Genomic DNA, 22,348 nt, shown 5'->3' on the forward strand with positions numbered 1-22,348 from the left:
GTGGCGGTCCTTACTTGATGGCGTCCTTCATCTCTTTGACGAAGGCCTTCTTGCGGGCTTCATTGGCGTTGATGCAGTCGGGAGTCTTCCCGCGCTCGCCCGGATTGTCGCGGCACGCCTTGAGGGCCATCGCAAGTTCATCCCGATGATCCAGAAACCAACCGACAGTTTTGACATGCTCACCCTCATTGGCGTCGTTGCAGCCCGTAAGAGCTGCCGCGGCGACGTTGAGGAGAACAATGGCAAGCCTCATCCTCATTGCAGGGCCGCCTTCATTTCATCGATGAGTTGTCGCCGTCTCTCCCGCTCCCGCTGCCCGTCCATGTCCGTGCGGGCCTGCTGGATCATCGCGAGGCCCTGCATTCGGAGCACATCGTTCTGCAGCAGCGCCTGTTCAGCCTGCAGCCGGGCAGACAAGTCCAGTGTCTCCTTGACGTCGGTCGCAGTGCTGATGCGAGTTCTGAGTTCCTCGAGCGCATCGATACGCTGCGAGGCAGTGTCGTAGATTGCCTGGCCCATGGAGTGCTTGGCGCCGGTCTGCCGCGCGATCCGGTCGAGCTCGCTCTGGTAATACGAATTGCCGCTATTGCCGGCATATGCGCGGTTCTGCGTCAGGTAGTGGTCGATCGCGTCGGCGAAGTTGCCGCCGCCCTGCCCCACGACGAGACGTTCGATCTCTGAGAACTGTTGGGGCAGCGTTTTCCGGAACTGCGGTGTGTTCAAGAGCGCCCCGATCTCGTTGGCGTTGGTCAGCTTGTTGAAGCTGTCATAGAGCTGCTTGGCCTGGTTCAATTGATCCTGCGCCACCTTGAGCTGCGACGTCAGGGTATCGACCTGCTTCTTCAGCTCCGTCAGTTGCTCGAATTGCCGCGCGAAGACGTTGGGGTCGAACACAATCTCGGCTGCTGCCGGAGACGCGATCAGGAGGGCTGCGACTGACGCGGAGGCAAACATCCCCGACATGCGCTGAACCATCATCGAACTTTCCTCCGCTCCGCGTGAAATACCGGCAGCCATTGGGCCGGATCGTTGCCGACCTCGCTGCGAATGCGATCGAGCAGTTCGACCGTTTCCGTGCGCCCTGACAGCACGGCAAGGGCGTCGTCGAAACCGCCGAGATCAAGTTCCGCCACGACCGAGTTGTGGCCCTGCTTGACCAGGAACCGCCGGCTTTCGGGCGCGAGCTCCTCCTTGATCAGGCGGAATTCAGTGTCCGTCAGATGGAAGCCGTCGATGTAGTCCGAGCGCGTCCCACGCGCGTTCGGCAGGAATATCTGCGTCGGGCATTGCTCCACAATCGTGTGCGCGATCGGCGAGGCCAGCGCGTCGCGTGGCGACTGCGTGCCGAACACCATGACGCCGTTCTGCTTGCGGATAGTTTTCAGTTTGTTGTTGGCGAGATCCCGAAATGCCTCATCGCCGAGCGCCTTCCAGAACTCGTCGATGTCGATGATGAGGCGCCGGCCGTCGATCAACCGCTCGACCCGGTGGAACAGATACATCATCAAGGGCGTGCGAACGGTCGGATGATCCAGGAGGTCGGTCATGTCGAAGCCCATGAACCGGGCCTCTAAGGCGACGGCATCCTGGTCACCATCGAGCACCCAGCCGTAGGGAGCACCCCGGCACCATCGCTCCAACCGTGCGCCGATCCCTTCCCGATCTTGCTGGCCGAGAAAGGCCCGCAGCGCCCCGAACGAGCGTTCTACCTGCCGCAATTGACCAAGAGCTCTTAACCCGGAATCGATCCGTTCCTCCTCGGTCACCGTCAGCGGCCGGTTTTCCGGTGTGACGAGTTTCCGGACAAGTGCGCCGAGGAAAGACAGGTTCGCTGGCGTCAGCTCCAGCGCCTTGAGCGGTGCGCAGCCGGTCGCAAGGCCGTTGTGGAGCGTCAGATAGGTCCCGCCGGCAGCGCGGACGAAAAGTTCCGCGCCACGGTCCTTGTCGAAGAAGACGTAAGTGGCGCCAAGCCGCTCGGCCTGCGACAGAAGGAAGTTCTGCACGACGGTCTTGCCGGACCCGGACGGGCCGCAGATGAAGGTGTTGCCGAGGTCGCCGTGATGGAACGAGAAGTAGAACGGCGAGCCGGAGGCTGTTTTGAGCATCGCAACCGCCGGACCCCAATGGTTGCCCGCAGCCCTCCCGGTGGGGTAGGTGTGGAACGGGGAAAAGGCCGCAAAATTGCGGGAGCTGATCGCCCCAGTTCGTGCCCGATACTTGAACATGCCGGGCAGCTGCGCCCAATAAGCCGCTTCAAGTCCAAGATCTTCGCGCGCGACCACGCTACCGGCATCGGCCAGTGCGCGCCGCGCCACGCTCATATATTCCTGTAGCTGGGAAGGCGTCTCCGCATAGATCAGCAGCGAGAGGTGGTGATCGCCGAGCGCGAATCTATTGGATTCGAGATCGTCGAGCGCGTCAGCGAGTTCGTCGATCTGCGAGGCCGCCGGATCTTGCGCCGACACCAGCTGGTTCTGCTTGCGCGTCAGGACGGTCTTGGCGTCGGCTTTTGAGAGAAACGCAAAAGATTGCGTGAGGATGATCTCGAAGGGCGCGGAAAGCAGTGCATTCAGCAGCCCAGGCCGGGTGGACGCCGGATATTCCTTGATCCCGAACATGCCAGCGAAGCGCGATCCGCCGGCACCCCGGATTTCGATGGCTTCGCGGCCGAAGATGACACGATTAGAGTAGAGGGCCGGCCCGATCGGCCCTTGTGGCAACGGGACCGGCAGCCACTCCCCGCTTGTGATGGCGTGGAGCAGTTCCATCGGTTCTGAAAAGAGGACGCCGTTGCGCTCAACCAATCCAAGGGTATGGGCACCGTAACGTTCGAGGGCCGCGACCAAGTCGCGCCTCGCATCCTCAAGCCGCTTCAAGGCATCGCTGTCGACTTCGGCGGATTGCGCAGCGCGTCGGCCAAGCTGCTTGAAGAACACCGCGGCCACGTCCGTGGTGGCGCGGCCGGGATGCCAAACCAGCGTCAGATAGAGATCGTTGCGAAAGAGCGCTTCGTTGCGGAGCCGGTTGCGATATTGCGCGTCGAGCGTGGCTGCAAATGTCGAGCGGAACGTACCGGCCGGGTAGTCCGACGTTCGACGGCGCACCAGATGGGTGCATAGCGCCAGCCGTGGATCCGCCACGTTGCGCAGCGTGAGGTTCAGCTTGGCGTGAAGGTCGTTCAGATCCGCCGTCTCGGCGGTTTCGAACGAAGTGCCGTCAAGCCTGATCACCGTGATTAGCGCTCGGGTCGTGAGACTGATCACCATATCGGTGACATGGCGGCCGAACGGCAGGTAGGCGTCAGGCCCGATCTCTCGGGTCTTAAGTGCTGCGTTACGCATAGCCAAGATCTCTTGTTCGATAACGCCGAACGAGCTTGAGCGGCGTGCAGGACGATCCGCCCCAAAATGCCGCGTTGCGCGTGCGCCCTCGCGTTTCGATCCAGGCCAGCAGAATCCGGAACATGTTTGGGTCGTGCCGGCAGATGATGCGGCAAAGACCATGGATCGGAATCGCGACCAAGCCGTAGAGAATGCTGCCAGCCACCAGAAACAGGATGCAGGAAAACATTACGTTGAACGCCATGGCTTCCATGGTGACGCCGGCAATCATGGCCGGACGCGTGCAGGCCAGGAACAAGGTATCCTCCGTGAGGCGCGCGACCTCGATCATCAGTGGCCCCCGGTCAAGGTCGAGACCACCTCGGAGGCGCCGAACGTGATGGCGACGCCGAGCACGACATAGGCCGCCTTGCGCAGATCGAGATACCCGAACATCCAGGCGATGCCCACGATAATGACCGCTAGCGTCGCCAGCAGGCGGGCGACGTTGCCGGTCAGCATGTTGACGATGTTTTGCAGCACGCCTTCGATGTTCGCCGTCTGCGCGAACGCCGGCTCAACCAAGGCGACGCTGAGAACGGCGCCCAAGCAAAGGAGGGCAGCGGAGTGTTTAACAGGAGAAGTCATGGCACGGCTCCGATTGGCACTGCAGCCGGACCCCAGCAGCCCGGACCGCGGCAGTGAGTTGAGAAAAAACGGCGATCCTCATCGTTCGTAAACAAAGGCTGACGTGCCTATTCCCGAGCGATAGACGTCCCAGGGCCGGCGCTCGCTGGCAGACCCTGCGGGTGGATTGACTATCGTATCGCCGGTGGGGCGATCACGACCGGTGGTCGCCATCGGCTCGACACGAGGCTCCGAGAGCTGACCGGAAGCCTTGGGCGCGAAGCTCGCGATGACTTCGGCAATTGCCTGGTCGCGGTCTGCGCGTTTTACGCTCGCCGCTTGCAGTCGCGCGTCGAATAATCTGCCAAGCCCGGCAATGTGCTGACACGCATCGAAGGTGGTACTAGCGGTCAGCCCGGCCTTTCGTGTTTCCTCCGCATCAAGTTGACCGAGACCCGTTCGGACCTGCTGACCGGTCGCGATGGCCTCGGTTGCGAGCTGGATGGCTTCGTCCCGGTCGGTTGCCTGAATCGGAATCGGCTTGCGCCCCTGAATCGTGATGAGCAGCGGCTCGAAGGAGCTCGCCTGCCGGACGAGTTCCGTCAGCGGCCGAGCCATTGCCGTGGGGGCGCATCGTTCGACCAGAGCCGCGAATGCAGCTGGATCCATGGTTGAGAGCCTTTCTGTCAGCAGCTGAGATGTTCGATGCTAGGCGGCGATCGCCAGGCTTGATGGCGCGTCAATTGCGCAGCTTGAGATCTGCCCGGCCGCTCGGATCGCGCCGAGAGCCTCCTCGGTAATCGGCAACAATCCGGCGACGGCTTTGGTCGCCCCGATTTGACGAGGCGTGCCGAGGCGATCGAGATGCCATCCGGCCCGACGCAGGATGCGTTCCATGCGCAGGTCAGTGACGGTTGCGATGGCCTGAAGATTGTGCTGCTGACCCCATTCGATCATGGCCGCAAACAACAGGAACGTCGCTTTGCGCAGACCATTCTCTGCTGTTGCCGCGACGGTCTTTGTATCAACGCAAAAGCGCGAGCTCTCCCAAATCGTGGTCGCCTTCGGCGCCGGGTTGCCATCCAGCAACACCGGAAACGTATCCGCGAGCATGTTGCGCCCTGTGGTGGGCAGCAGACGAACACAACCAACAACGTCGTTCTGCTCGAGTGCGAGGAGATAAGTTGGCTTGAAGGTGTCGTACTGATCGATCTCCAATCCGTTGCAGACAGAGACGTCCCAGTCGAGCCGTTCCTTGAACACACGCCCACGCAGGCGGTGCATTCCTAGCGTTAGTTCGGAGTCGCGCAGGAGTGCCGCACGGCTACGCACAATGACCTTCATTCTTAACCTCAAACTTACGAATCACAGCTTCGAGATCAGGAAAGCAGCCACGGTCACGACGTTGCGCTGTCAGTTCTGACAGGGCGTTATGGATCTGCTGGGTCACGACCGTATTCGCAAGGCACGGCTATCCGCGCGCGCACTTTGGAAACTGTATAAGTTCCGTGATGCGCAGGTCTGACAGCGCAGGGAATGAAATTCCTTAGCCTCCACCACGTGGAGAGAATATTTTGTTTTAAGTGGCTGCAGTCAGAGGTTGTTCTCCTCCGTCGTATGTGCGCGTTGCTGCTGTAGGTTTGAAAGGGGCGATATCGAATTGTTCGTGCCGCAAAGCTGCCGCAACGTCGCAATAAATGTCTGCACGTGGAGCGCGAATCATCAGAAGTTTCGCGTTGTGGGAACTAAGAAAAGACTGAAGTGGCGCAATGAAAGACGTCAAAAGAGCATGCGATGAATTTGTCGATTGTCTGCACGCTGCCCATACGGAAGATGATTTTCGGCGTGTTGCGGAACGAGCTGCGCATGCCCTGGGATTCCGGTGGTTTGCCTATTTTGGTCAGCGCGCCAATGGCCCCATTCTGATCTCATCCTATCCGAAGAGCTGGACCAGCCACTATTTTAGGGAAGGCTATCACAACATCGATCCCGTTCTTCAGGAGCCACGAAACACGAGCCGTGTGTTCCTGTGGGATGGACGTGAGGCGCGAAGCGCAAAGTCGGCGAAAGAGCGCCGCCTGTTCGATGATGCGCTCAGCTTCAAAATCAGGACCGGCCTGACCATTCGCATTCCCTCAAGCCAAAATCGGTTCGCGGCGTTCACGCTGGCGGTGGATGAGCGCAGCCTTGGACTCGATCGCTTCGTCGAGAGCTCGCAAGATATGTTGCAAATGGTGGGGCTCACCTACCATGCTCATGTGAGCGCTGCCGGAATTGGACAGACGCCTCGGTATGCTCAGCAGGTCTGCACCTTGACCCAGCGTGAAAGGCAATGCTTGGGGTGGATCTCCGAGGGCAAGACGATGCAGGATATTGCGCAGCTCCTCGGTGTTCGCCCGCGGGGTGTAAAATTTCATTTGGATAATGCCCGGCGGAATCTTGCTGCATTAACCCTCCCGCACGCTGTGGCTCTCGCGCTTCGGCAGGGATTGCTCCCGTAATGCGCAGAATAGCCGTCCGGCTTGCAAGAAGTTCCGAAGATCGACGGTTCAATCAGGTGGGAATACTGGGCCGCTGCACTCAGGGCGCGGGATTCTTTGGTACATAACCACGGCGTGCTTTGCGGACGAGCCAAGCCTCGAGTGCTTCGACGGCCTGGACCCTCCCGGCAAACAGATCCATCCGCCGGCGGCCGCGTTGGCCCAGACGTCCCCATTCGCGCACCAATGCCGTATCACCGAACAGAGTCGGTTCGATCGTGAGGACATAGAACCTGGCCATATTGCGGGCCGGATCGCAACGTTGGAGCACGAGGTATGGCACCGTGAGTTTGGACATGCGCAAGAATCGCACCTGTCGAAACCGTCGTCCAATTAAGTTATCGAATCGATCAGGCCTATCGATTCAGAATGTTAATACCGGTGACGAAAGCCATTGAGGGTGCTCAACGAACGGTGTCCGAAACTATAGGGTGTTGTGCGCCTCTGACTGCGAACAAAGTGGGCGTCGCCCTGCGGGCCGGGCTGGAGGCTGCGCTGAAGCCCCCCGAGCGGTCTTCCCCCTTACGGGCTGCCATCCCTGACGCGAAACGGCCCGAGTCCCGAACAAGACAGCTGCTGAGTCATCGAAAGCTCCCGCATATTCGCGTCGGACCTTTCGCGGAGCAACCTCCCGGTGGGCAAATCACTTTGCCTCCGGAAAGGACAGCGGCTGTTCTCGCTGTCAATCAGACCAAGACTTCATCCACTGGACGAAAGATGTGCGCCCTGGCTCGCCATGCTTTTCGGTGATGGACCAACCCCGCTCGCTAATGGGCTTTCCTTGGTTCTGGCACGGCCTTCCACGATCGACCCACAAGGGGTTCGCTACGCAAGCGTGCGACCTCTCCGGCTTCGCCTACGAGGTGACCGCAGCCGCCCCCGAACACGTCGGCGCCTGTCGAGCGGGGATGGTCCCCGCCGCAAGACGGAAGCCCTTGATGTCGCACAATCTCACCCTCGCTCAGAACCACGCCTTCGATCTGGCCCGCACGCTGATGGTGCCGGTCATCCTTTTCAAGACTGAGAGCGAATTCAGTGTGATGGTCTCCAGCGAATACGAGGGCGACCAGGACGCCATGGTCCATGAATACGACCCCTGGTGCCCGGCTCATTGAGCCGGGTGACCGGCTGCCGCTGACGCCATGCCGGCTGCAAGGGAAGCTACGCCGCGCCCAGCTATCTGACAAATTCGTCAGCTTGTACGCGCGCCCTTGCATTCGGCAGGCTTCGCGGCCGGTCGGGGATGTGCCGCAAGGCCGGGAACAAGTGAGACCAACAGAAGAAGGGGCCGGACGCCGTGTGCGCGACGCCGGTGCAAACAATGGACAAGAGAGAAATCGAAGAGCTGCGCGAAAACGTTGGCTGCGCAGCCCTGCTGGAGAAAGACGGCTGGAAGGTCGATCTCAAGGAAAGTACCCGCCGTGCGATCAAGTATCGCCGCGACACCAACATCATCATTGTCATCCACCAGGGCCGCGGCTGGTTCGATCCCCTGTCGCCGGCAAAAGGGGACGTGTTTTCGCTTGCCGAACACCTCGGCGCCCACGGTTTCGTCGAGGCATGTGACCGTGTTGCAGATGTGGTTGGCTTCGTTCCGAGCGCACCTACGTGGCAGCGGCCGGCAAGGCTCAAGGCCCTTGCGTCCGTTGTAGAGCGGTGGAGACATCGCTTTCGTCCGCGCCCCGGCTCGCCTGCCTGGCGCTATCTCACTGGCGAACGCGGGCTTCCGGCGGACATCGTGAAGCACGCAGTCGCGCGCGACCGGTTGCGAGAGGGTCCCCAAGGCAGCATGTGGGCGGCGCATAGTGATTCTGCTGGAGCACTCACAGGCTGGGAGGAACGTGGACCGACATGGCGGGGCTTCGCTACGGAAAGCGCCAAGGAGCTTTTTCGCTTCGGGTCCGAGGAGTCCGAGCGGATCTGCGTCACCGAGGCGGCCATCGACGCGATGAGCCTCGCCGCGATCGAGGTCCTGCGCACCGACACCCTTTATGTCAGCACCGGAGGCGGCTGGTCTCCCGCGACTGATAAAGCCATCCGCGGCTTGGCAAAGCGCGCCAACGCTTGGCTCGTAGCAGCAACCGACAACAATCGGCAAGGCGACATCTACGCCGACCGCGTTCGTGCAATCGCCGCGGATACAAGTGCGCGCTATGCCCGATTGCGGCCGTGCGCCGGTGACTGGAATGAGGATTTAAGGGCCTGACGGCCTCTGATAGCTCGCGAGGGCGACGCGCAAGCTGAGTGGTGGCGCCGCGCCAAGGCCTCCGCATGAATAGATCTCAGATCCCTCGGTCGTGAGCGAAGGAAAAGGAGATCGAACGATGGGGGAGGAAAAATGAAATGGGAATGAGGCGCTACCGCATGCGCGCCCGGCGCGTCAAGGGTGAAGCTTCGCCCGCGTTCCGCGGCCCTTGACCCACCGGGCCTTCGATGCGGACGGCGAGCAGGTGTGATGAAGGACTGAAGTGACGGAGGGATCAGGCGGATCGCTCGCGCTGTCAGTCCGATCAGGCCAAGAGGAGCCGCCCATGCACACCTCCCCCAACATCCGCAAAGTTTTCGAAGGCGTTGCGCGCGCCACGAATGCACCGCTTATTCAACCGCCATCGTGGTGACCCCGCTATGGCCGAAGATGTAGGCCAGCATCTCTTCGCCGGTGAGTGGTTCGAGACCGGGGGTCGCCGGAGCGGATGAAGGCGGCGATCATCGAGCGCGAATCGCGGCGGTCCGCGCCATGACGCGCGACGAGCGGCTCGAGCACATGTGGTCGAGCACGCATGAGGACTATCGCGGCTATGCCAGCGAGCGCTGGCCCACGACCATGCGCGCTCGCCGCACCGTGCTCGTCTACACGGGCCAGCGCGGCACCATCCTGAAGCTTCTCGACGACCTCACCGAGGCGGAGATCGCGGCCAAGCTGCCGGTGCAGCCGTCGAAAATGACCCAACCCGGACCTCTAGGTTGTGCCGATCTTCTCAGCCTCGCTGTGATAGTTTCGTGCGGCTCGACGCACCAGGCTCACGAAGTTGCGGACCACCGGCGACGGTTCGCCGCGGCGCGATGCGAGGTTCAGGACGGCTTTCGGTTGAGCGTTACCTTTGAGACGCCGGTACGCGATGCCATCCATCGTCATACGCTGCATGCATGCAGGAACCAGCGAAATCCCGAGCCCGACGGCAACCAAACTTAGGGCCGACGCAATTCGGGCCGCTTCCTGGCCAAGCCGCGGGCTGAACCCCGCCTTGAGGCAGGCCACCATCGTCGACTCATAAAACGCGGGCCCGAGCTGACGCGCGTAGACGATGAATGTTTCGTTGGCGAGGTCCTTCAATGAAAGAGTCCCGCCACCGCGGTCGCTCCGCGCCAGCGCGTGGTCGCTCGGCAACGCCACCACCATCGGTTCTACCAGCAATGGATTGACGACGAGGCTCTGTGGTTCGACGGGTGCGCGCAAAAAGGCAACGTCCATCTGTTCGTCCCGCAGGCGTTCGAGCGCCTCCTTCCCGAGACACTCGTCGAGCGTCAGCGAGACCTGCGGAAAAGCTGCGCGAAACGCCCGAATGACGACCGGCACGAAGGGATGAAACGGGGTGGTCGGCACGATCCCCACGCAGAGGCGGCCCTGCTCGCCCCGCGCCGCACTGCGGGTGGCTTCGAACGCGCCGTCGTATTGCGCAAGCGTCGCACGCGCCCGATCGAGGAAAACCCGCCCTGCTTCCGTCAATTCGACCCCGCGCGCCTTGCGCCGAAAAAGCTGGACGTCGAGCTCGGTTTCGATCGCCTTGATCCGTTGGCTAAGTGGCGGCTGCTGCATGCCCAGCCGCTCGGCTGCCCGGGTAATATGCCCCTCTTCGGCGACGGCGACGAAGTGTCTGAGATGCCGTAGCTCCACTGCCATATCCTTTTCAATATGATTTGTGCCAGATCCATATAATACCTCAACTGCCGCACAAGCGATAGACAGCCTTCTGTCCGACTGAGGAGATGGTCATGACGCTGTTGCGCCGGAAATTTTTGCAACTGGCGGCGGGCTCCATCATCGCACCCGCGTTGTCGTCCTTCGCGCTTGCGGGCACCTATCCGTTGCGGCCGGTGCGTCTGCTGGTGCCGTATGCGCCTGCTGGCCCAGCCGACATCCTTGCCCGCCTTGCCGCTCAGAAGCTGTCCGAGCAGCTCAGAGTCCAGTTTTACGTAGAGAATGTCGGCGGCGCCGGCGGCAATATCGGAATGGGTCAAGGCGCGAGAGCCGTGGCCGACGGTTACACCGTTCTCGTCGTGCCGCCGAACATCGTCATCAATCCGGCGATGTACGACAACGTGCCGTACGACCCCTACAAGGATTTTGAGCCAGTGACGGTGGCAGTGAGTGCGCCCACGGTGGTGACAATTCATCCTTCGCTCGCGGCCAGGACTCTGAGCGAGTTGGTCGTGCTTATCATGGCGGGCGGAACAAAATACAGCTTTGCTTCACCCGGCACGGGCACGCCGCCACATCTCATCGGCGAGCTATTTCGGCTGTCCTTGGGGCTCGACCTTGTGCATGTCCCCTTCAACAGCGCGGGCCAGGCGGTCGGCTCGACGCTGGCGGGTCACACTCCGATCGCGTTCACGTCATTACCGCCCGCAGTACCGCAAATCCGTGAAGGAAAGCTGCGTGCGCTCGCCGTCACCAGCAAGATGCGATCGCCGGCGCTACCCGAGGTGCCGGACACGGCCGAAGCCGGATACCCGGAGATTCAAGGCGAGGGTTGGTTTGCGTTTGTCGTTCCGGCCGGGACGCCAAAGGAGATCATCGCGCTACTGAACCGAGAGATCATTCAAGCCATGGCTCTCCCCGACATCAAGGAGAAAACGGCAGCGCTCGGGTTCACGGTGGTCGGTACCACGCCGGAGGAATCCGCGGCGTTGTTTCGTGCCGAAAGCCTGAAATGGTCCAAGGTCGTCCGCGAGGCAGGCATTAAGACAAACTGACACGATCAACCGAAGGATTAGCGTGATGCGCGACCGTGGGCATGTTGTGGGTATCATGGCAGCGGGTGGGGCTCCACCTGTCGCACGATTTAAGGATGGCATGCGGGAGCACGGCCTAGCCGAGGGCGAAAACGTCGTGTTCCACGAACGGATCGCTCATGGTGATGCGACAAGACTCGCCGGATTTGCGCAGGACATGGCTCGCCTCCGCGTCGATCTGATTGCGGCGGTCGGTGCGGTGACCGCGCGCGCAGCGAGAGCGGCCTCGGCTGAGATTCCGATTGTCTATTCGGTGGTCGTCGAGCCGGCCGGTGATGACCTTGCGAGTCTTTCGGGCGATCCCCTACCGAACATGACCGGCGTCACGACGTTTGACGACGGCCAAGCGGCAGCTCAGATCGCGCTGCTGCGCTCGGTCAAGCCGGATCTTACGAGGATCGCCTATCTGGCCGATGCCGCCGTCTCCGATTGTCTTCGCAGCGCCAGCATGCTCGCCGCGCAGGAGGCCGGTCTCCATGCGATCATCGTGCGTGTCGTCGGGCCTGAGCCCGATCTGCAGATGGCTTTCGCCGAGATGCAGGAAGATGGTACGCAGGCGCTTGTTGCGCTGGAAAACCCGATCATCGGCGTGAACGCCGCGCAGATTGCCGAGCGCGCTCTGTCGCAGAATCTACCCGCCCTAATGGCGCTGGAGCAGGCTGAAGCGGGCGGCCTTCTGAGCTACGGAACCTCGCTCGGGCAAGCTGCTCACCGCATGGCGTGGCAAGCCAGCCGGCTCCTTGACGGCGATGCTGCAACCGACCTGCCGATCGAGACCCTGTGCGACCCAGACCTTGTCGTGAACATACGTACTGCGCGCCGCCTGGGGCTAACGATACCGCCCGAAGTTTTGCGGCGCGCGCGTCGAGTAATTCAGTAGCCTGTAGGCTAAGGGTCCGTGCAGTCCCAAGGTCCTTAGTGGCACATTGCGCTGCTGCGCGAACACGGTTCGTATAGAGGCAACGCGGTTCCTTTTCGTTCGATCACGCGCCCGGTTTTATGATGGGGTGGACGCCCCGCCGACGGCATCGATGTGCCAAAGTGGAGGTGTTTAGCACCACTTTAGGGAGGCGTCCGTGATGCAGGTTAGCACAATCGGTCTCGATATCGCCAAGCATGTTTTCCACGCACATGGAGCGGACGGGAAAGGACAGGCTGTATTCAGCAAACGGATCAGCCGAGGAAAGCTCTTGGATTTCTTCGCAGCTCAGCCGAGTTGCACGGTAGCTTTAGAGGCATGTGGCGGAGCCCATCACTGGGCCCGGCAGCTTACGCAGCTTGGCCATCAGGTTCGGCTGATCCCGCCCGCCTATGTGAAGCCGTTTGTAAAGCGGCAAAAGAATGATGCAATCGATGCTGAGGCGATCTGCGAAGCTGCGCAGCGGCCGAACATGCGGTTCGTTGCCGTGAAGAGTGAAGAGCAGCAGGCTGCGGGTCTGGTGTTTCGAACCCGGGACCTGTTGGTGCGGCAGCGAACCCAGCTCATCAACGCGGTCCGAGGACACCTCACGGAATATGGTTGGATAGCGCCCAAGGGGCCATCGCATGTGGCGACGCTTGCCGACCTGATCGAGGAAGAAGCGATGGCCAGCTCCCTTCCCGATGCGGCCCGTCCCATGTTCCGAGTGATGCTAGACCTTCTCGCCGAGTTGAATGGCAAGATCGCGGATCTCGACAAGGAGATCACGCGACGCGCTCGCGAAGACGAGGTATCGCGCAGACTGATGACCATTCCTGGCGTCGGCCCGATCTCCGCCACCGCGATCGCCGCCCTAGCGCCGCCGATCGAGACTTTCACCAAGGGGCGCGACTTTGCCGCCTGGTTGGGTCTCACGCCTCTTCAAAAATCGACGGGTGGCAAACAGAGGCTTGGCGCGACGTCCAAGATGGGGGAGCGAACGCTCAGGCGCCTCCTCATCATCGGCAGCAGCGCCGTTGTGCAACAGGCGAGCAAACGCGGAGCGCCAAAGGGTTCCTGGCTCGAACAGATGTTGACCCGCAAACCTCGCATGCTGATAACGGTCGCACTTGCGAACAAGATGGCCCGGATCGTCTGGGCATTACTTGTAAAGCGCGAAAACTACAGGGCTCCGGTCTCAGCCAAGACTTGATCTTGGGGGGCCTGAGGTCGTCAGAGATGTAGTCGGTCGAAGGAGGGTATGGCGCAACAGTCGGCGAGACGGGGCCGGAAGAACCAGGTGTACTCATCGTGCCCAGAGCACGCGTTTATGATTTGGTTTCGGTCCGCGAACTCCCATACGGGCCCGCAGCTTCATCGCTGCACCATCAGAGGCCGGACAGATGGCAGCATCCGACTACGTGCCGATCTTCTTCAAAAATCGCTTGCATCTCGCGGGGCGTCCACAGATGAGTACACGGCCTAGTTCCAACGTAGCCATCTCGAGACCGAATGATGCAGCGGCCAATCGCTGCAGCGGTTCAATCAATGGCGCCAAGGGTCCTACCAGGGAGGCCATACAGAACCAAACCTTGTGTGATCTTTCACGCTTGCGAGCCATATTGGCGGCGAGCGGCATCGAACCTATCAAAACGACCACAATGGACCACCACATTCGCTACCTCCGGCTGGCTTGCGTGTTCTAGTACGGAACCCGACTCGGTGCTCTGCCTGCAGCAAAAACTGATACACGATTGGCCATTCGTCTGCTGATGGCCCACCTCACCGTCGATTTCAGTCCCGATTTTCGGGACGCTAAGGTTCGTGCTTCGAAGGTTTCCTGGGACATCGGCCTCATGACAACTTTCGAATTTGACATGACTATCCCTCCATTGATTGCGGCCTGATGGCTGCTTGGAGGAGGCAATCAGTGAAATATCTCGCCCGTTCTTCAATTGCGATTTGGCTCATCACAGCTGTTTGGACGACTGCCGCCGCGGTCAGTGGGTCGGCTGCGGCCGAGCACTTTCCCCACCGCACGATCAAGATCGTCGTACCCGCACCGCCGGGACCGTTGTTGGACGTCATACCTCGGATCATGGCCGAGAAGCTGTCAGCGAAATGGGGCCTAGCCGTCATCATCGAGAACCGGCCCGGGGCGGCTCAGAACCTCGGTGCCGAGGCCGTGGCCAGGGCAGATCCCGACGGATACACGCTCCTGGCCTCGCCCCCAGGGCCGCTCGTTGTCAGCGGTCATGTTCGGAGCGGGTTGAACTTTGATCCCGACGCGTTTGTGCCGGTGAGCCTGATGGTCAAACTTCCGACGGTGCTCGTCATCAATCCCAAGGTACCGGCCTCAAATCTCCAGGACTTGCTTGCCTATGCCAAGGCCAATCCCGGCAAACTCACATTCGGATCGCCAGGAACGGGCAGCACGCCGCATCTCGCCACCGAGCAATTGATGAAGGCTGCCGGCATTCGCCTGGTCCATGTGCCTTATCAAGGGATGGCGCCGGCGATGAATGATCTGATCGGCGGTCATATCGACATGATGATCGACCTCTACGGCAACGTCGCAGGCAACATCAAGGAGGGCAAGCTCAAGCTTCTCGCGGTTACAACGCCAGAACGCCTGCAACAGGAGCCTGCCGTTCCGACGATTTCCGAAGCCGTGCCGGGATTTGCTCACGAGGAATGGTTTGCGATCGTCGCCCCACCGAAAACACCGGATGCTATCGTCGCGAGGCTTTCCGCGGCGATCAGGGAAGTCCTGGCGCGTCCTGACGTGGCCGGACGCCTGGCCGATCTCGCCGCGGTTCCGGTGGGCAGTAATCCGGATGAAGCCGCCGCCTTCATCAAGGCCGAAAGCGCCCGCTGGAGAGAGCTGATCGACACGACTGGTCTCAAGATCAACTGATGACTCCGGCCAGCGCCCTTGAGATGAGCAAACCCCGCGCCTTGGTCATCGGCGGCTCCCTGAGCGGACTGCTCACGGCGAACCTGCTACGTTCCATTGGCTGGCATGCCGATATTTTCGAACGCACACGTGGAGATCTTGCGGGACGGGGGGCCGGACTTGGCGCGCAAGCCGACTTGTTTATGGTCCTGCGACAGATTGGAATCCCTATCGACAGGTCAATGTGGACGGAGGTGCGCTCGCACGTCTGCCTGGCCCCGAGTGGTGAATCGATTTGCCAACTCCCGGTGCGAGAAGTGACCACGGCATGGGACCGGGTTTACCAATCTCTCAAGGAGACTTTCTCGACCGGATCCTACCATGGGGGAATAACGCTCATCCGCAGCGAACAGAACGAGCGCAGTGTCGTTGCCCTGTTCGAAAAGGGGGCGCGCGTCGAAGCTGATCTGCTGATCGGGGCGGATGGTATCCGTTCGACGGTGCGCCGACAGTACGTGCCTGAGGTCACCCCGCGCTATGCGGGCTATGTGGCATGGCGAGGCATCGTCGAGGAAAACAGCATCTCGCCGCAATGGCGCAGCAGTACACACAAGGACATGGTGTTCTGCCTTCCGGACGGTGAACTGGCGTTCTCCATCCCTATCGCAGATCGTGATGTGGGTGGCGGCCGCAGATGCATGTTTGTCTGGTTTCGTCCGGCCGACTTCGCTTCCACGCTGCGGGAGTGGTGCACCGATCCGACGGGATATTGTCACGGAGATTCGATACCGCCCCCGCTCATTCGAGAAGAGGTCGTCGCCGAACTCAAGCTGACCGCTCGCAGGTTGCTGCCTCCTCAGCTCGCGGAGTTGGTCGCCAGCAATCAACAGCCGATTCTTTCCGCAATCTTTGACCTCGAAACCACGTGCATGACGTTCGGTCGTGTCGTTCTCGTTGGCGACGCGGCTTTCGTGGCTCGACCGCATGTCGGCACCAGCGTCACCAAGGCTGCACAGGACGCCTGGGCGCTTGCAGACGAGCTCGCCAAAGGAGACGTTGGCGGCGCGTTGGACGCTTACGAGCGACGCCGAAAGCAAGCGGGCAGAGAACTTGTCGCGCGCGGACGGCTCTTGGGCAAATATCTCGAACCCACGGGCGGGGGCACACGGCCTTCGATTGATAGGCTTCTAAGGGAGTACGGACCCGGCAGCATCGGCGTGTGGCCCTCGACGGTCTAGTGATGGATGTGGTAACTTGATGCCACAATCGTGGTAAAGCCGCACACCCCAGTGGGTACCCGTGTTGCCTTCAACGCAGCAGATCCGCTTTTGCGCCAGCCGGGATGGCACCCGCATCGCGTATGGGACATGCGGCAACGGACCTCCGCTGGTGTGGGTCGCGCATTTTGTCCACCACCTAAATTTCGATTGGGACAGCCCGGTCTGGCGTCCCTGGATATCGGCGCTGGCAAAGCGGCACACACTGATCCGCTACGATTTTCGCGGGACCGGCCTATCCGATCGTGCGGGTGTCGAGTTCACCTTCGAGAAGCTCGTTGAGGATTTTGAAGCCGTTGTCAGCGCGTCTGGAGTCCGCGATTTCGCACTCCTGGCCATGTCAGGTGGCGCGCGAGTCGTTCTCCCCTTTGCCGTGCAGAATCCTGATCGTGTTAGTCGCCTCGTGCTGTACGGCACATCGCCGGCGGGGCCATTGACGGCAAAGGCATCCCCTGAGCGGGTCGAGAATATGCAGGTACAGCTCAAGGCGTTCGAGTTGGGTTGGCCGCAGGACAGTCCCGGATTCGGGACCTTCCTGACATCTCTGCACATTCCGGACGCGACTGCGGAGCAGGCTCGTTCTTTCAACGAGCTGCTACGCTTGACAACCTCTGCTGCAAACGCCGTCGCATTGCTGCGCACCCTCGTCGAGAGTGATATGCAGGACCTGCTGCCGAATCTGCGTTGTCCGACACTTGTCTTTCATTCCCGCCAGAGCGCGGTGTTGCCTTTTGATGATGCCCGCAGGGTCGCGGCGTTAGTTCCTGACGCACGGTTCGTGGCGCTCGAGAGCCGCAATCACATTGTGTTGGGCACCGAGCCGGCCTGGAAGCAGTTCGTGTATGAGCTGGACCAGTTCCTTCCCTGCACCTTGCACGAAGGGGCGTCCGAGTCATTCGATGAGTTGACCGCGCGGGAGCGTGATATCGTCGAACTTCTTGCGCACGGTATGAGCAATGCCGACATCTCTCTCCGGCTGAAGATCTCGGCAAAGACCGTCCGCAATCATGTCTCGTCGGTCTTGGGGAAGCTCGGAGCCAACAGCCGCGCCCAAGCCGTGGCTGTTGCTCGCGACGCGGGCTTCGGCCGAAGAATGATGACGCGTACCGGAAGCGGACAGCGCTCTGATTAGCTCTAATTGTGAACTGGCGTTAGGCGCCCGTGAGGTCCCCGCTACCGCCGATGTCGGCATGTGGCCCATCGCGACATTTGCTCCGGTTGCACAAAGGCGGTCGGTATCGGAGCAAAGCGGAGATCGCCGATAGTTTACTTTATGATGGGGTGGACGCCCCGCCGACGGCATCGATGTGCCAAAGTGGAGGTGTTTAGCACCACTTAAGGGAGGCGTCCGTGTCGGAGGTTAGCATAATCGGTCTGGACATCGCCAAGCAGGTTTTCCGCGCTCATGGAGCAGACGGGAAAGGGCGAGCTATATTCAGCAAACGGATCAGCCGAGGAAAGCTGCTGGATTTCTTCGCAGCCCAGCCGAGTTGCACGGTAGCGCTGGAGGCATGTGGCGGAGCCCATCACTGGGCCCGTCAGCTCACTCGGCTTGGCCACGAAGTTCGGCTGATCCCTCCCGCCTATGTAAAGCCGTTTGTGAAGCGGCAAAAGAACGACACGATCGACGCCGAGGCGATCTGCGAAGCAGCGCAGCGGCCGAGCATGCGGTTCGTGGCCGTGAAGAGCGAACAGGAACAGGCTGCGGGTCTGGTGTTTCGGACCCGTGACCTGTTAGTGCGGCAGCGAACGCAGCTCATCAACGCGATCCGGGGACATCTCACTGAATATGGATGGGTCGCACCTAAGGGGCCATCGCACGTGGCGATGCTTATCGATCTGATCGAGGAGGAAGAGATGGCCAGCTCGCTTCCCAAAGCGGCCCACGCCATGTTCCGATTGATGTTGGACCTGCTGACCGACCTCAATGGCAAGATCGCGGATCTCGACCAGGAGATCTCGCGACGTGCTCGCGAGGACGAGGTATCGCGCCGGCTAATGACCGTTCCCGGCATCGGCCCAATCTCCGCCACCGCGATCGCCGCTCTAGCACCGCCGGCCGAGACCTTTGCCAAAGGCCGTGACTTCGCGGCATGGCTCGGTCTCGCGCCTCTTCAAAGATCGACAGGCGGCAAGCAGAAGCTCGGTGCGACATCCAAGATGGGCGAACGCACGCTCAGGCGCCTTCTCATCATCGGCAGCAGCGCAGTCGTGCAACAGGCGAGCAAACGCGGTGCGCCAAGGGGATCGTGGCTCGAACAGATGCTGGCTCGCAAACCGCGCGCTGGTAACAGTCGCGCTCGCGAACAAGATGGCGCGGATCGTCTGGGCGCTACTTATCAAGAAGGAGAATTACAGGGCTCCGGTCGCAGCCAAGGCGTGATCCTGGCCGACCTGAGGTCGTCAGAGATGTAGTCGGTCGAAGGAGAGTATGGCGCAACAGTCGGCGAGACGAGACCGGAAGAACCAGGTGTACTCATCGTGCCACCGAGTACGCGTTTATGATTTGGTTCCGGTCTGCGAACTCCCATACGGGCCCGCGGCTTCATCGCTGCACCATCAGAGGCCGGACAGATGGCAGCATCCGACTATGTGCCGATCTTCTTCAAAAATCGCTTGCATCTCGCGGGGCGTCCACAGATGAGTACACGGCCTAAGGCAGCTCGGCGTCTGAGCCACCAGGTACAGCGGACGTTACCGGCTCAAACCCTTTTCGGCTTAGCAGCAGAGGAGACTCTGCTGGTGAGTAAGCAACGAGGTTCCTAGTGCTCTCATTGCTCGCGGACGCCAGCCTTTCTAAGTCCATCGAGGATGTTGTCGTACTCGCGACGAAACTGCGCATTACTCGAACGTGCGTAGCCTCTTTGACGGAACCATTGGACCGTGAAGTCCGGCAGGATTGCATCCAGTTCTGTCGTCACTTGGGAGGTCATTTCAAGTTGGCCGGTGGCTCCATAAGCTGAAATCAGATCCACATATGACATCCAGTATAATTTATTCAGGTTGATCGAGCGCCTGCATTCCTCAATGGCTTCGTTGTACTGCTGCACATGGACGTGAGAATGGCACAGGAAGAAATGCCAGGTGCTACGCGCCGGATCTTTGGGGCTCAGGCGTAAAGCAATCTGAACCGGCTCGAAGGATTCGCGCGCGTCCCGCCGCGACAAGTGCAATTCCCTTTGTTGCGTATGCAAGCGGCGAATTTGGGTCGGCTTCCAAAGCGGCGTCGAATTCAGGTAACGCTCCCTCGGGATCTCCATAGAGTAAAACGTTTCCTTTGGTTATGTGCGCATTCGCGCTCGTCGGCCGCTTTGAAAGAACTTGATCAATCAAGCTGGTGGCGATCTTTTTGTCTTCGATCACGGACGTTGACCATCCGCTGAGTATGCCGCTGGCTATGCACCACGCTTTACCGAGCATTGCATCAATGTGGTCCGGATCGAGATGCAGCGCGGCCTCAAACAGGTCCTTTGCCTCGGTGATCGTTACCTTACTCTGAGGTCCATAGACTTTTGCCCAGCCGCGCATGGTGAAATCCACGGCATCTGGATTCGCGGGCTGGTCCATCAGACTGCGCCGACTTTCGGCCTGGATGAGTTCAACGTTAAGAGAGCGAGCAAGCCGCGCCGTGACCTGGTCCTGCAAGCTAGCGAGATTCATCCGATCGCCGTCAAAACGATCCGACCAGATGTCACGACCGGTCGAAAGGTCAGCAAGAGACACGTTCATCCGGACTCGATCTCCAGCCCGTTGCACGGCGCCCTGTACCGCCCACCGGATGCCAAGGTCCTTGCCGAGCGTCTTGAGATCGACCTGCTTATTCCTATAGGTGAAAGCCGTCCCGCGCCCGATCACGAATGTATCGGGCATTTGCGCGAGGTCGGTCGTCAGATCGGTCGTAATGCCATCGGCGAAATAGTCCTGCTCTGCATCGTTGTTGAGGTTGGCGAATGGCAGGACAACGAGAGACAAACGGGGAGCAATGTCGGGCCGGGCCGTAGCCTCTTTCTACGTTTTCTGGCTTTCCGGAAACACGTCTGTGCGGAGCGTCTTCCAAACAGTCCAGTAGCCGACGAGTCCGCCCGCGAATGCACCCACGGCCGCGATCGAGGCAAGCGCGCCGCCGATCAATTGCAACCGTGCCCGCAAGCTAATCCTTAAACTGCGGACGGATGGCGGCTTCCCCGGTTGCTCCTCATCGGGGCCTGCTTTGCCCGGTTGCCTATTATCGGATGGCGGCTCGCCAGATGGATCGTTGGAGACCTCCCAGTTTGTCACGGTTGTCTTCCTGCACGGGCCACACGCCCGGATCTCTAACGCTAGCAGAATTGCACGGCTTCAGGTTGGGTCAGGGCCTATGACTCATTCGCGCTCATTTAAGTTGCCGCTCGACAATTGCCTAATGCTGGGTTTGGGATTGTCGACGACCGCCATGCAAGACGGACCTTACGTGGGCTGCGACACGATCGTTTGAAGAACCTGGGTGAGAGGTACGGGAGCGGTTATGTGCGCCGAATGGCTGGCGTCGAGTTCGTAGTAATGCCAATTGCGATCGCTTTTCGCGCGCTCGGCGAATGGTCGGAAAGGGTCCGAAGGAGCTACGCGTGTGAGATAGATGTAGCTACGCGGTAAGGACAGCTCCCCACCGTGCATCTTCAGCGGCTGCTCGAAGCATTTGATGGATTGGGGCAACCGGCGTTCAGAAATCCACTTCACGTCGGCATCCGATGTGTCGGGCGGAATGGGATTCGATGGCACCCGCCAGCCATCGCCCGCCTTTGCGAGCTCCTTCATGCGCTGCCGTGCCATCGGGGGACCCGCATCCATCAGAGACTGTCCATCCGTTGGTACAAATGCGTCCAGATAAACCAATCGGGTGATACGGTCTCGCGCCCGATCCGCGACCGCCGTCGCGACCATGCCACCGTAGCTATGGCCGACTAGCACAACGTCGCGCAAGTCTTCGTATTTGATGACCGCCAGAATATCCTGAATATGGGTTTCGAGATCGTTTGACGGGCTGGCTAGGTGTTCCCGCTCGCCAAGACCTGTGTAGGTCGGAGTGACCAAGCGATGTCCGCCCACGGCCATTAGCGGGTACATCTTCTTCCACGACCATCCCGCAGACCACGCACCTGTACAGACCAAAAATGTTCTTCCAGAAGTCTGCGCAATGGCCGGCGTAGCCGTCGCAACACCGGCGATACTTGCGACAGCTGCTTCCAAGAATTCTCGACGTTTCATCGTCTTCCTCCTTGCAATGAAATTTCGATGATCGAAAATGGTGTCGTCACTTCCGTTCGTGCCTGCAGCTCACTCACGTCAATCGGGTTGCAATGCAGGGAACACCGTTCTGGAGCACCAGCCATCAGCCCCACTGACGTCGCACAAAGCGATCGTGCTTTCGCGTCAATGGGACTTGCCCCTCCTGATCACAGTTGGAGCGAAGGGATAGCCAAGCGGGGCAAGGCGCGTCTTCCATAATAGCACGGATGAAGGTTTGCATTTCAAAATAGCAGTCGATCAATCCCCGCAAGCTCGGCTTTGGGTCCAAAAGCAGTCCACGCTCGATTGCGAAACGGCACCTGAGGGTCAATCGCGTCGGTTGGTGCTTCCGTGATGATTTCCGGTAAGCCCCGATGAGCGGACATCTTAAGTGACCATCGCAAGGCCTCAAATGGGCCATAACCGGACTCATGCGCCGCCCCGGAGACGTTATTCCGTTCCCTCGTAGGCGTCGGAGGGTTCTGGTTCAGCTTCAACGACCAAAGTAGACG

General features: G+C 60.4%; 22 protein-coding genes and 1 pseudogene. 11 read left to right on the forward strand and 12 right to left on the reverse strand.

The features are described 5' to 3' along the window. Positions 1–10 precede the first annotated feature (10 nt). The 7 genes from ABIB91_RS23500 to ABIB91_RS23530 form a co-directional block, all read right to left on the reverse strand. Positions 11–259 carry an EexN family lipoprotein gene (locus tag ABIB91_RS23500; RefSeq protein WP_085398259.1) on the reverse strand — a complete coding sequence of 83 codons (249 nt, stop codon included), beginning with the start codon at positions 257–259 and terminating at the stop codon, positions 11–13. Then, positions 256–894, reverse strand: a complete 639-nt coding sequence (locus ABIB91_RS23505) for a TrbJ/VirB5 family protein (protein WP_354167224.1) — start codon at positions 892–894, stop codon at positions 256–258. Before ABIB91_RS23505 ends, ABIB91_RS23500 begins: the two co-directional genes overlap by 4 nt. 80 nt (positions 895–974) lie before the next feature. After that, the gene (locus ABIB91_RS23510) at positions 975–3,341 is read right to left on the reverse strand and encodes a VirB4 family type IV secretion/conjugal transfer ATPase (RefSeq protein WP_354167227.1); all 2,367 of its coding nucleotides are present in this window, start codon (positions 3,339–3,341) and stop codon (positions 975–977) included. Next, positions 3,334–3,672: a VirB3 family type IV secretion system protein gene (locus ABIB91_RS23515; RefSeq protein ID WP_354167230.1), complete on the reverse strand. Its 339-nt coding sequence runs from the start codon at positions 3,670–3,672 to the stop codon at positions 3,334–3,336. Before ABIB91_RS23515 ends, ABIB91_RS23510 begins: the two co-directional genes overlap by 8 nt. Then, positions 3,672–3,968: a TrbC/VirB2 family protein gene (locus ABIB91_RS23520; RefSeq protein ID WP_009859429.1), complete on the reverse strand. Its 297-nt coding sequence runs from the start codon at positions 3,966–3,968 to the stop codon at positions 3,672–3,674. The genes ABIB91_RS23515 and ABIB91_RS23520 overlap by 1 nt, the downstream gene beginning before the upstream one ends. A 78-nt stretch (positions 3,969–4,046) precedes the next feature. After that, the gene (locus tag ABIB91_RS23525; protein WP_009859430.1) at positions 4,047–4,616 is read right to left on the reverse strand and encodes a lysozyme family protein; all 570 of its coding nucleotides are present in this window, start codon (positions 4,614–4,616) and stop codon (positions 4,047–4,049) included. Between the two features lie 39 nt (positions 4,617–4,655). After that, positions 4,656–5,291 carry an acyl-homoserine-lactone synthase gene (locus ABIB91_RS23530; RefSeq protein ID WP_354167235.1) on the reverse strand — a complete coding sequence of 212 codons (636 nt, stop codon included), beginning with the start codon at positions 5,289–5,291 and terminating at the stop codon, positions 4,656–4,658. A 425-nt stretch (positions 5,292–5,716) separates the two neighbouring features. On the opposite strand from ABIB91_RS23530, the gene ABIB91_RS23535 reads away from it, so the two are divergent. Then, a complete protein-coding gene (locus tag ABIB91_RS23535; protein ID WP_354167238.1) occupies positions 5,717–6,448 on the forward strand; it encodes an autoinducer binding domain-containing protein in 732 nt (243 codons plus the stop codon). A gap of 79 nt (positions 6,449–6,527) precedes the next feature. Here the strand turns inward: ABIB91_RS23535 and ABIB91_RS23540 are convergent, their stop codons facing one another. Continuing rightward, the gene (locus tag ABIB91_RS23540) at positions 6,528–6,785 is read right to left on the reverse strand and encodes a WGR domain-containing protein (RefSeq protein WP_354167241.1); all 258 of its coding nucleotides are present in this window, start codon (positions 6,783–6,785) and stop codon (positions 6,528–6,530) included. A gap of 640 nt (positions 6,786–7,425) precedes the next feature. Here ABIB91_RS23540 and ABIB91_RS23545 point away from each other — a divergent pair. The 3 genes from ABIB91_RS23545 to ABIB91_RS23555 all read left to right on the forward strand — a co-directional run bounded on the left by ABIB91_RS23545 (position 7,426) and on the right by ABIB91_RS23555 (position 9,184). Next, entirely contained in the window at positions 7,426–7,602 is a 177-nt protein-coding gene (locus ABIB91_RS23545) for a hypothetical protein (protein WP_354167244.1), read from the forward strand. A 206-nt stretch (positions 7,603–7,808) separates the two neighbouring features. Then, positions 7,809–8,693, forward strand: a complete 885-nt coding sequence (locus ABIB91_RS23550; RefSeq protein WP_354167247.1) for a DUF3991 and toprim domain-containing protein — start codon at positions 7,809–7,811, stop codon at positions 8,691–8,693. Between the two features lie 419 nt (positions 8,694–9,112). Continuing rightward, complete coding sequence (locus ABIB91_RS23555) at positions 9,113–9,184, forward strand: hypothetical protein (protein WP_354167359.1); 72 nt, start codon at positions 9,113–9,115, stop codon at positions 9,182–9,184. A 262-nt stretch (positions 9,185–9,446) separates the two neighbouring features. Here the strand turns inward: ABIB91_RS23555 and ABIB91_RS23560 are convergent, their stop codons facing one another. Then, the gene (locus ABIB91_RS23560; protein WP_354167250.1) at positions 9,447–10,388 is read right to left on the reverse strand and encodes a LysR family transcriptional regulator; all 942 of its coding nucleotides are present in this window, start codon (positions 10,386–10,388) and stop codon (positions 9,447–9,449) included. Between the two features lie 92 nt (positions 10,389–10,480). On the opposite strand from ABIB91_RS23560, the gene ABIB91_RS23565 reads away from it, so the two are divergent. From ABIB91_RS23565 to ABIB91_RS23595, 7 genes and pseudogenes are all read left to right on the forward strand, one after another. After that, on the forward strand, positions 10,481–11,461 hold the full coding sequence (locus ABIB91_RS23565) for a Bug family tripartite tricarboxylate transporter substrate binding protein (protein WP_354167253.1): 981 nt from the start codon (positions 10,481–10,483) through the stop codon (positions 11,459–11,461). 25 nt (positions 11,462–11,486) lie between these two features. Further along, positions 11,487–12,380: an ABC transporter substrate-binding protein gene (locus ABIB91_RS23570; RefSeq protein ID WP_354167362.1), complete on the forward strand. Its 894-nt coding sequence runs from the start codon at positions 11,487–11,489 to the stop codon at positions 12,378–12,380. A 196-nt stretch (positions 12,381–12,576) separates the two neighbouring features. Next, positions 12,577–13,611, forward strand: a complete 1,035-nt coding sequence (locus ABIB91_RS23575) for an IS110 family RNA-guided transposase (protein ID WP_354167256.1) — start codon at positions 12,577–12,579, stop codon at positions 13,609–13,611. A gap of 717 nt (positions 13,612–14,328) precedes the next feature. Then, a complete protein-coding gene (locus ABIB91_RS23580) occupies positions 14,329–15,315 on the forward strand; it encodes a Bug family tripartite tricarboxylate transporter substrate binding protein (RefSeq protein WP_354213113.1) in 987 nt (328 codons plus the stop codon). Then, positions 15,315–16,532: an FAD binding domain-containing protein gene (locus ABIB91_RS23585; RefSeq protein ID WP_354167259.1), complete on the forward strand. Its 1,218-nt coding sequence runs from the start codon at positions 15,315–15,317 to the stop codon at positions 16,530–16,532. Before ABIB91_RS23580 ends, ABIB91_RS23585 begins: the two co-directional genes overlap by 1 nt. A 64-nt stretch (positions 16,533–16,596) precedes the next feature. Then, complete coding sequence (locus ABIB91_RS23590; protein ID WP_354167261.1) at positions 16,597–17,703, forward strand: alpha/beta fold hydrolase; 1,107 nt, start codon at positions 16,597–16,599, stop codon at positions 17,701–17,703. 218 nt (positions 17,704–17,921) lie between these two features. Continuing rightward, a pseudogene (locus ABIB91_RS23595) lies at positions 17,922–18,954 on the forward strand (IS110 family RNA-guided transposase). Between the two features lie 388 nt (positions 18,955–19,342). Here the strand turns inward: ABIB91_RS23595 and ABIB91_RS23600 are convergent. From ABIB91_RS23600 to ABIB91_RS23610, 3 genes are all read right to left on the reverse strand, one after another. Further along, positions 19,343–19,738: a hypothetical protein gene (locus ABIB91_RS23600; RefSeq protein ID WP_354167264.1), complete on the reverse strand. Its 396-nt coding sequence runs from the start codon at positions 19,736–19,738 to the stop codon at positions 19,343–19,345. Beyond that, the gene (locus tag ABIB91_RS23605) at positions 19,659–20,543 is read right to left on the reverse strand and encodes a tetratricopeptide repeat protein (RefSeq protein WP_354167267.1); all 885 of its coding nucleotides are present in this window, start codon (positions 20,541–20,543) and stop codon (positions 19,659–19,661) included. Before ABIB91_RS23605 ends, ABIB91_RS23600 begins: the two co-directional genes overlap by 80 nt. A gap of 474 nt (positions 20,544–21,017) precedes the next feature. After that, positions 21,018–21,815, reverse strand: coding sequence for an alpha/beta fold hydrolase (locus ABIB91_RS23610; protein ID WP_354167270.1), 798 nt, complete (start codon positions 21,813–21,815; stop codon positions 21,018–21,020). Between the last annotated feature and the right edge of the window lie 533 nt (positions 21,816–22,348).

The sequence above is a fragment of the Bradyrhizobium sp. JR4.3 genome (genome assembly GCF_040547695.1).
GTDB classification, from domain to species: Bacteria; Pseudomonadota; Alphaproteobacteria; order Rhizobiales; family Xanthobacteraceae; genus Bradyrhizobium; species Bradyrhizobium canariense.

What these genes read in the sequence shown, in the direction of transcription:
- ABIB91_RS23535 (WP_354167238.1), top strand. Translation starts at nt 5,717, where the DNA reads ATGAAAGACGTCAAAAGAGCATGCGATGAATTTGTCGATTGTCTGCAC.
- ABIB91_RS23610 (WP_354167270.1), bottom strand. Translation starts at nt 21,815, where the DNA reads ATGAAACGTCGAGAATTCTTGGAAGCAGCTGTCGCAAGTATCGCCGGT.
- ABIB91_RS23570 (WP_354167362.1), top strand. Translation starts at nt 11,487, where the DNA reads ATGCGCGACCGTGGGCATGTTGTGGGTATCATGGCAGCGGGTGGGGCT.
- ABIB91_RS23525 (WP_009859430.1), bottom strand. Translation starts at nt 4,616, where the DNA reads ATGGATCCAGCTGCATTCGCGGCTCTGGTCGAACGATGCGCCCCCACG.
- ABIB91_RS23500 (WP_085398259.1), bottom strand. Translation starts at nt 259, where the DNA reads ATGAGGATGAGGCTTGCCATTGTTCTCCTCAACGTCGCCGCGGCAGCT.
- ABIB91_RS23510 (WP_354167227.1), bottom strand. Translation starts at nt 3,341, where the DNA reads ATGCGTAACGCAGCACTTAAGACCCGAGAGATCGGGCCTGACGCCTAC.
- ABIB91_RS23560 (WP_354167250.1), bottom strand. Translation starts at nt 10,388, where the DNA reads ATGGCAGTGGAGCTACGGCATCTCAGACACTTCGTCGCCGTCGCCGAA.
- ABIB91_RS23565 (WP_354167253.1), top strand. Translation starts at nt 10,481, where the DNA reads ATGACGCTGTTGCGCCGGAAATTTTTGCAACTGGCGGCGGGCTCCATC.
- ABIB91_RS23545 (WP_354167244.1), top strand. Translation starts at nt 7,426, where the DNA reads ATGTCGCACAATCTCACCCTCGCTCAGAACCACGCCTTCGATCTGGCC.
- ABIB91_RS23530 (WP_354167235.1), bottom strand. Translation starts at nt 5,291, where the DNA reads ATGAAGGTCATTGTGCGTAGCCGTGCGGCACTCCTGCGCGACTCCGAA.
- ABIB91_RS23550 (WP_354167247.1), top strand. Translation starts at nt 7,809, where the DNA reads ATGGACAAGAGAGAAATCGAAGAGCTGCGCGAAAACGTTGGCTGCGCA.
- ABIB91_RS23520 (WP_009859429.1), bottom strand. Translation starts at nt 3,968, where the DNA reads ATGACTTCTCCTGTTAAACACTCCGCTGCCCTCCTTTGCTTGGGCGCC.
- ABIB91_RS23515 (WP_354167230.1), bottom strand. Translation starts at nt 3,672, where the DNA reads ATGATCGAGGTCGCGCGCCTCACGGAGGATACCTTGTTCCTGGCCTGC.
- ABIB91_RS23585 (WP_354167259.1), top strand. Translation starts at nt 15,315, where the DNA reads ATGACTCCGGCCAGCGCCCTTGAGATGAGCAAACCCCGCGCCTTGGTC.
- ABIB91_RS23540 (WP_354167241.1), bottom strand. Translation starts at nt 6,785, where the DNA reads ATGTCCAAACTCACGGTGCCATACCTCGTGCTCCAACGTTGCGATCCG.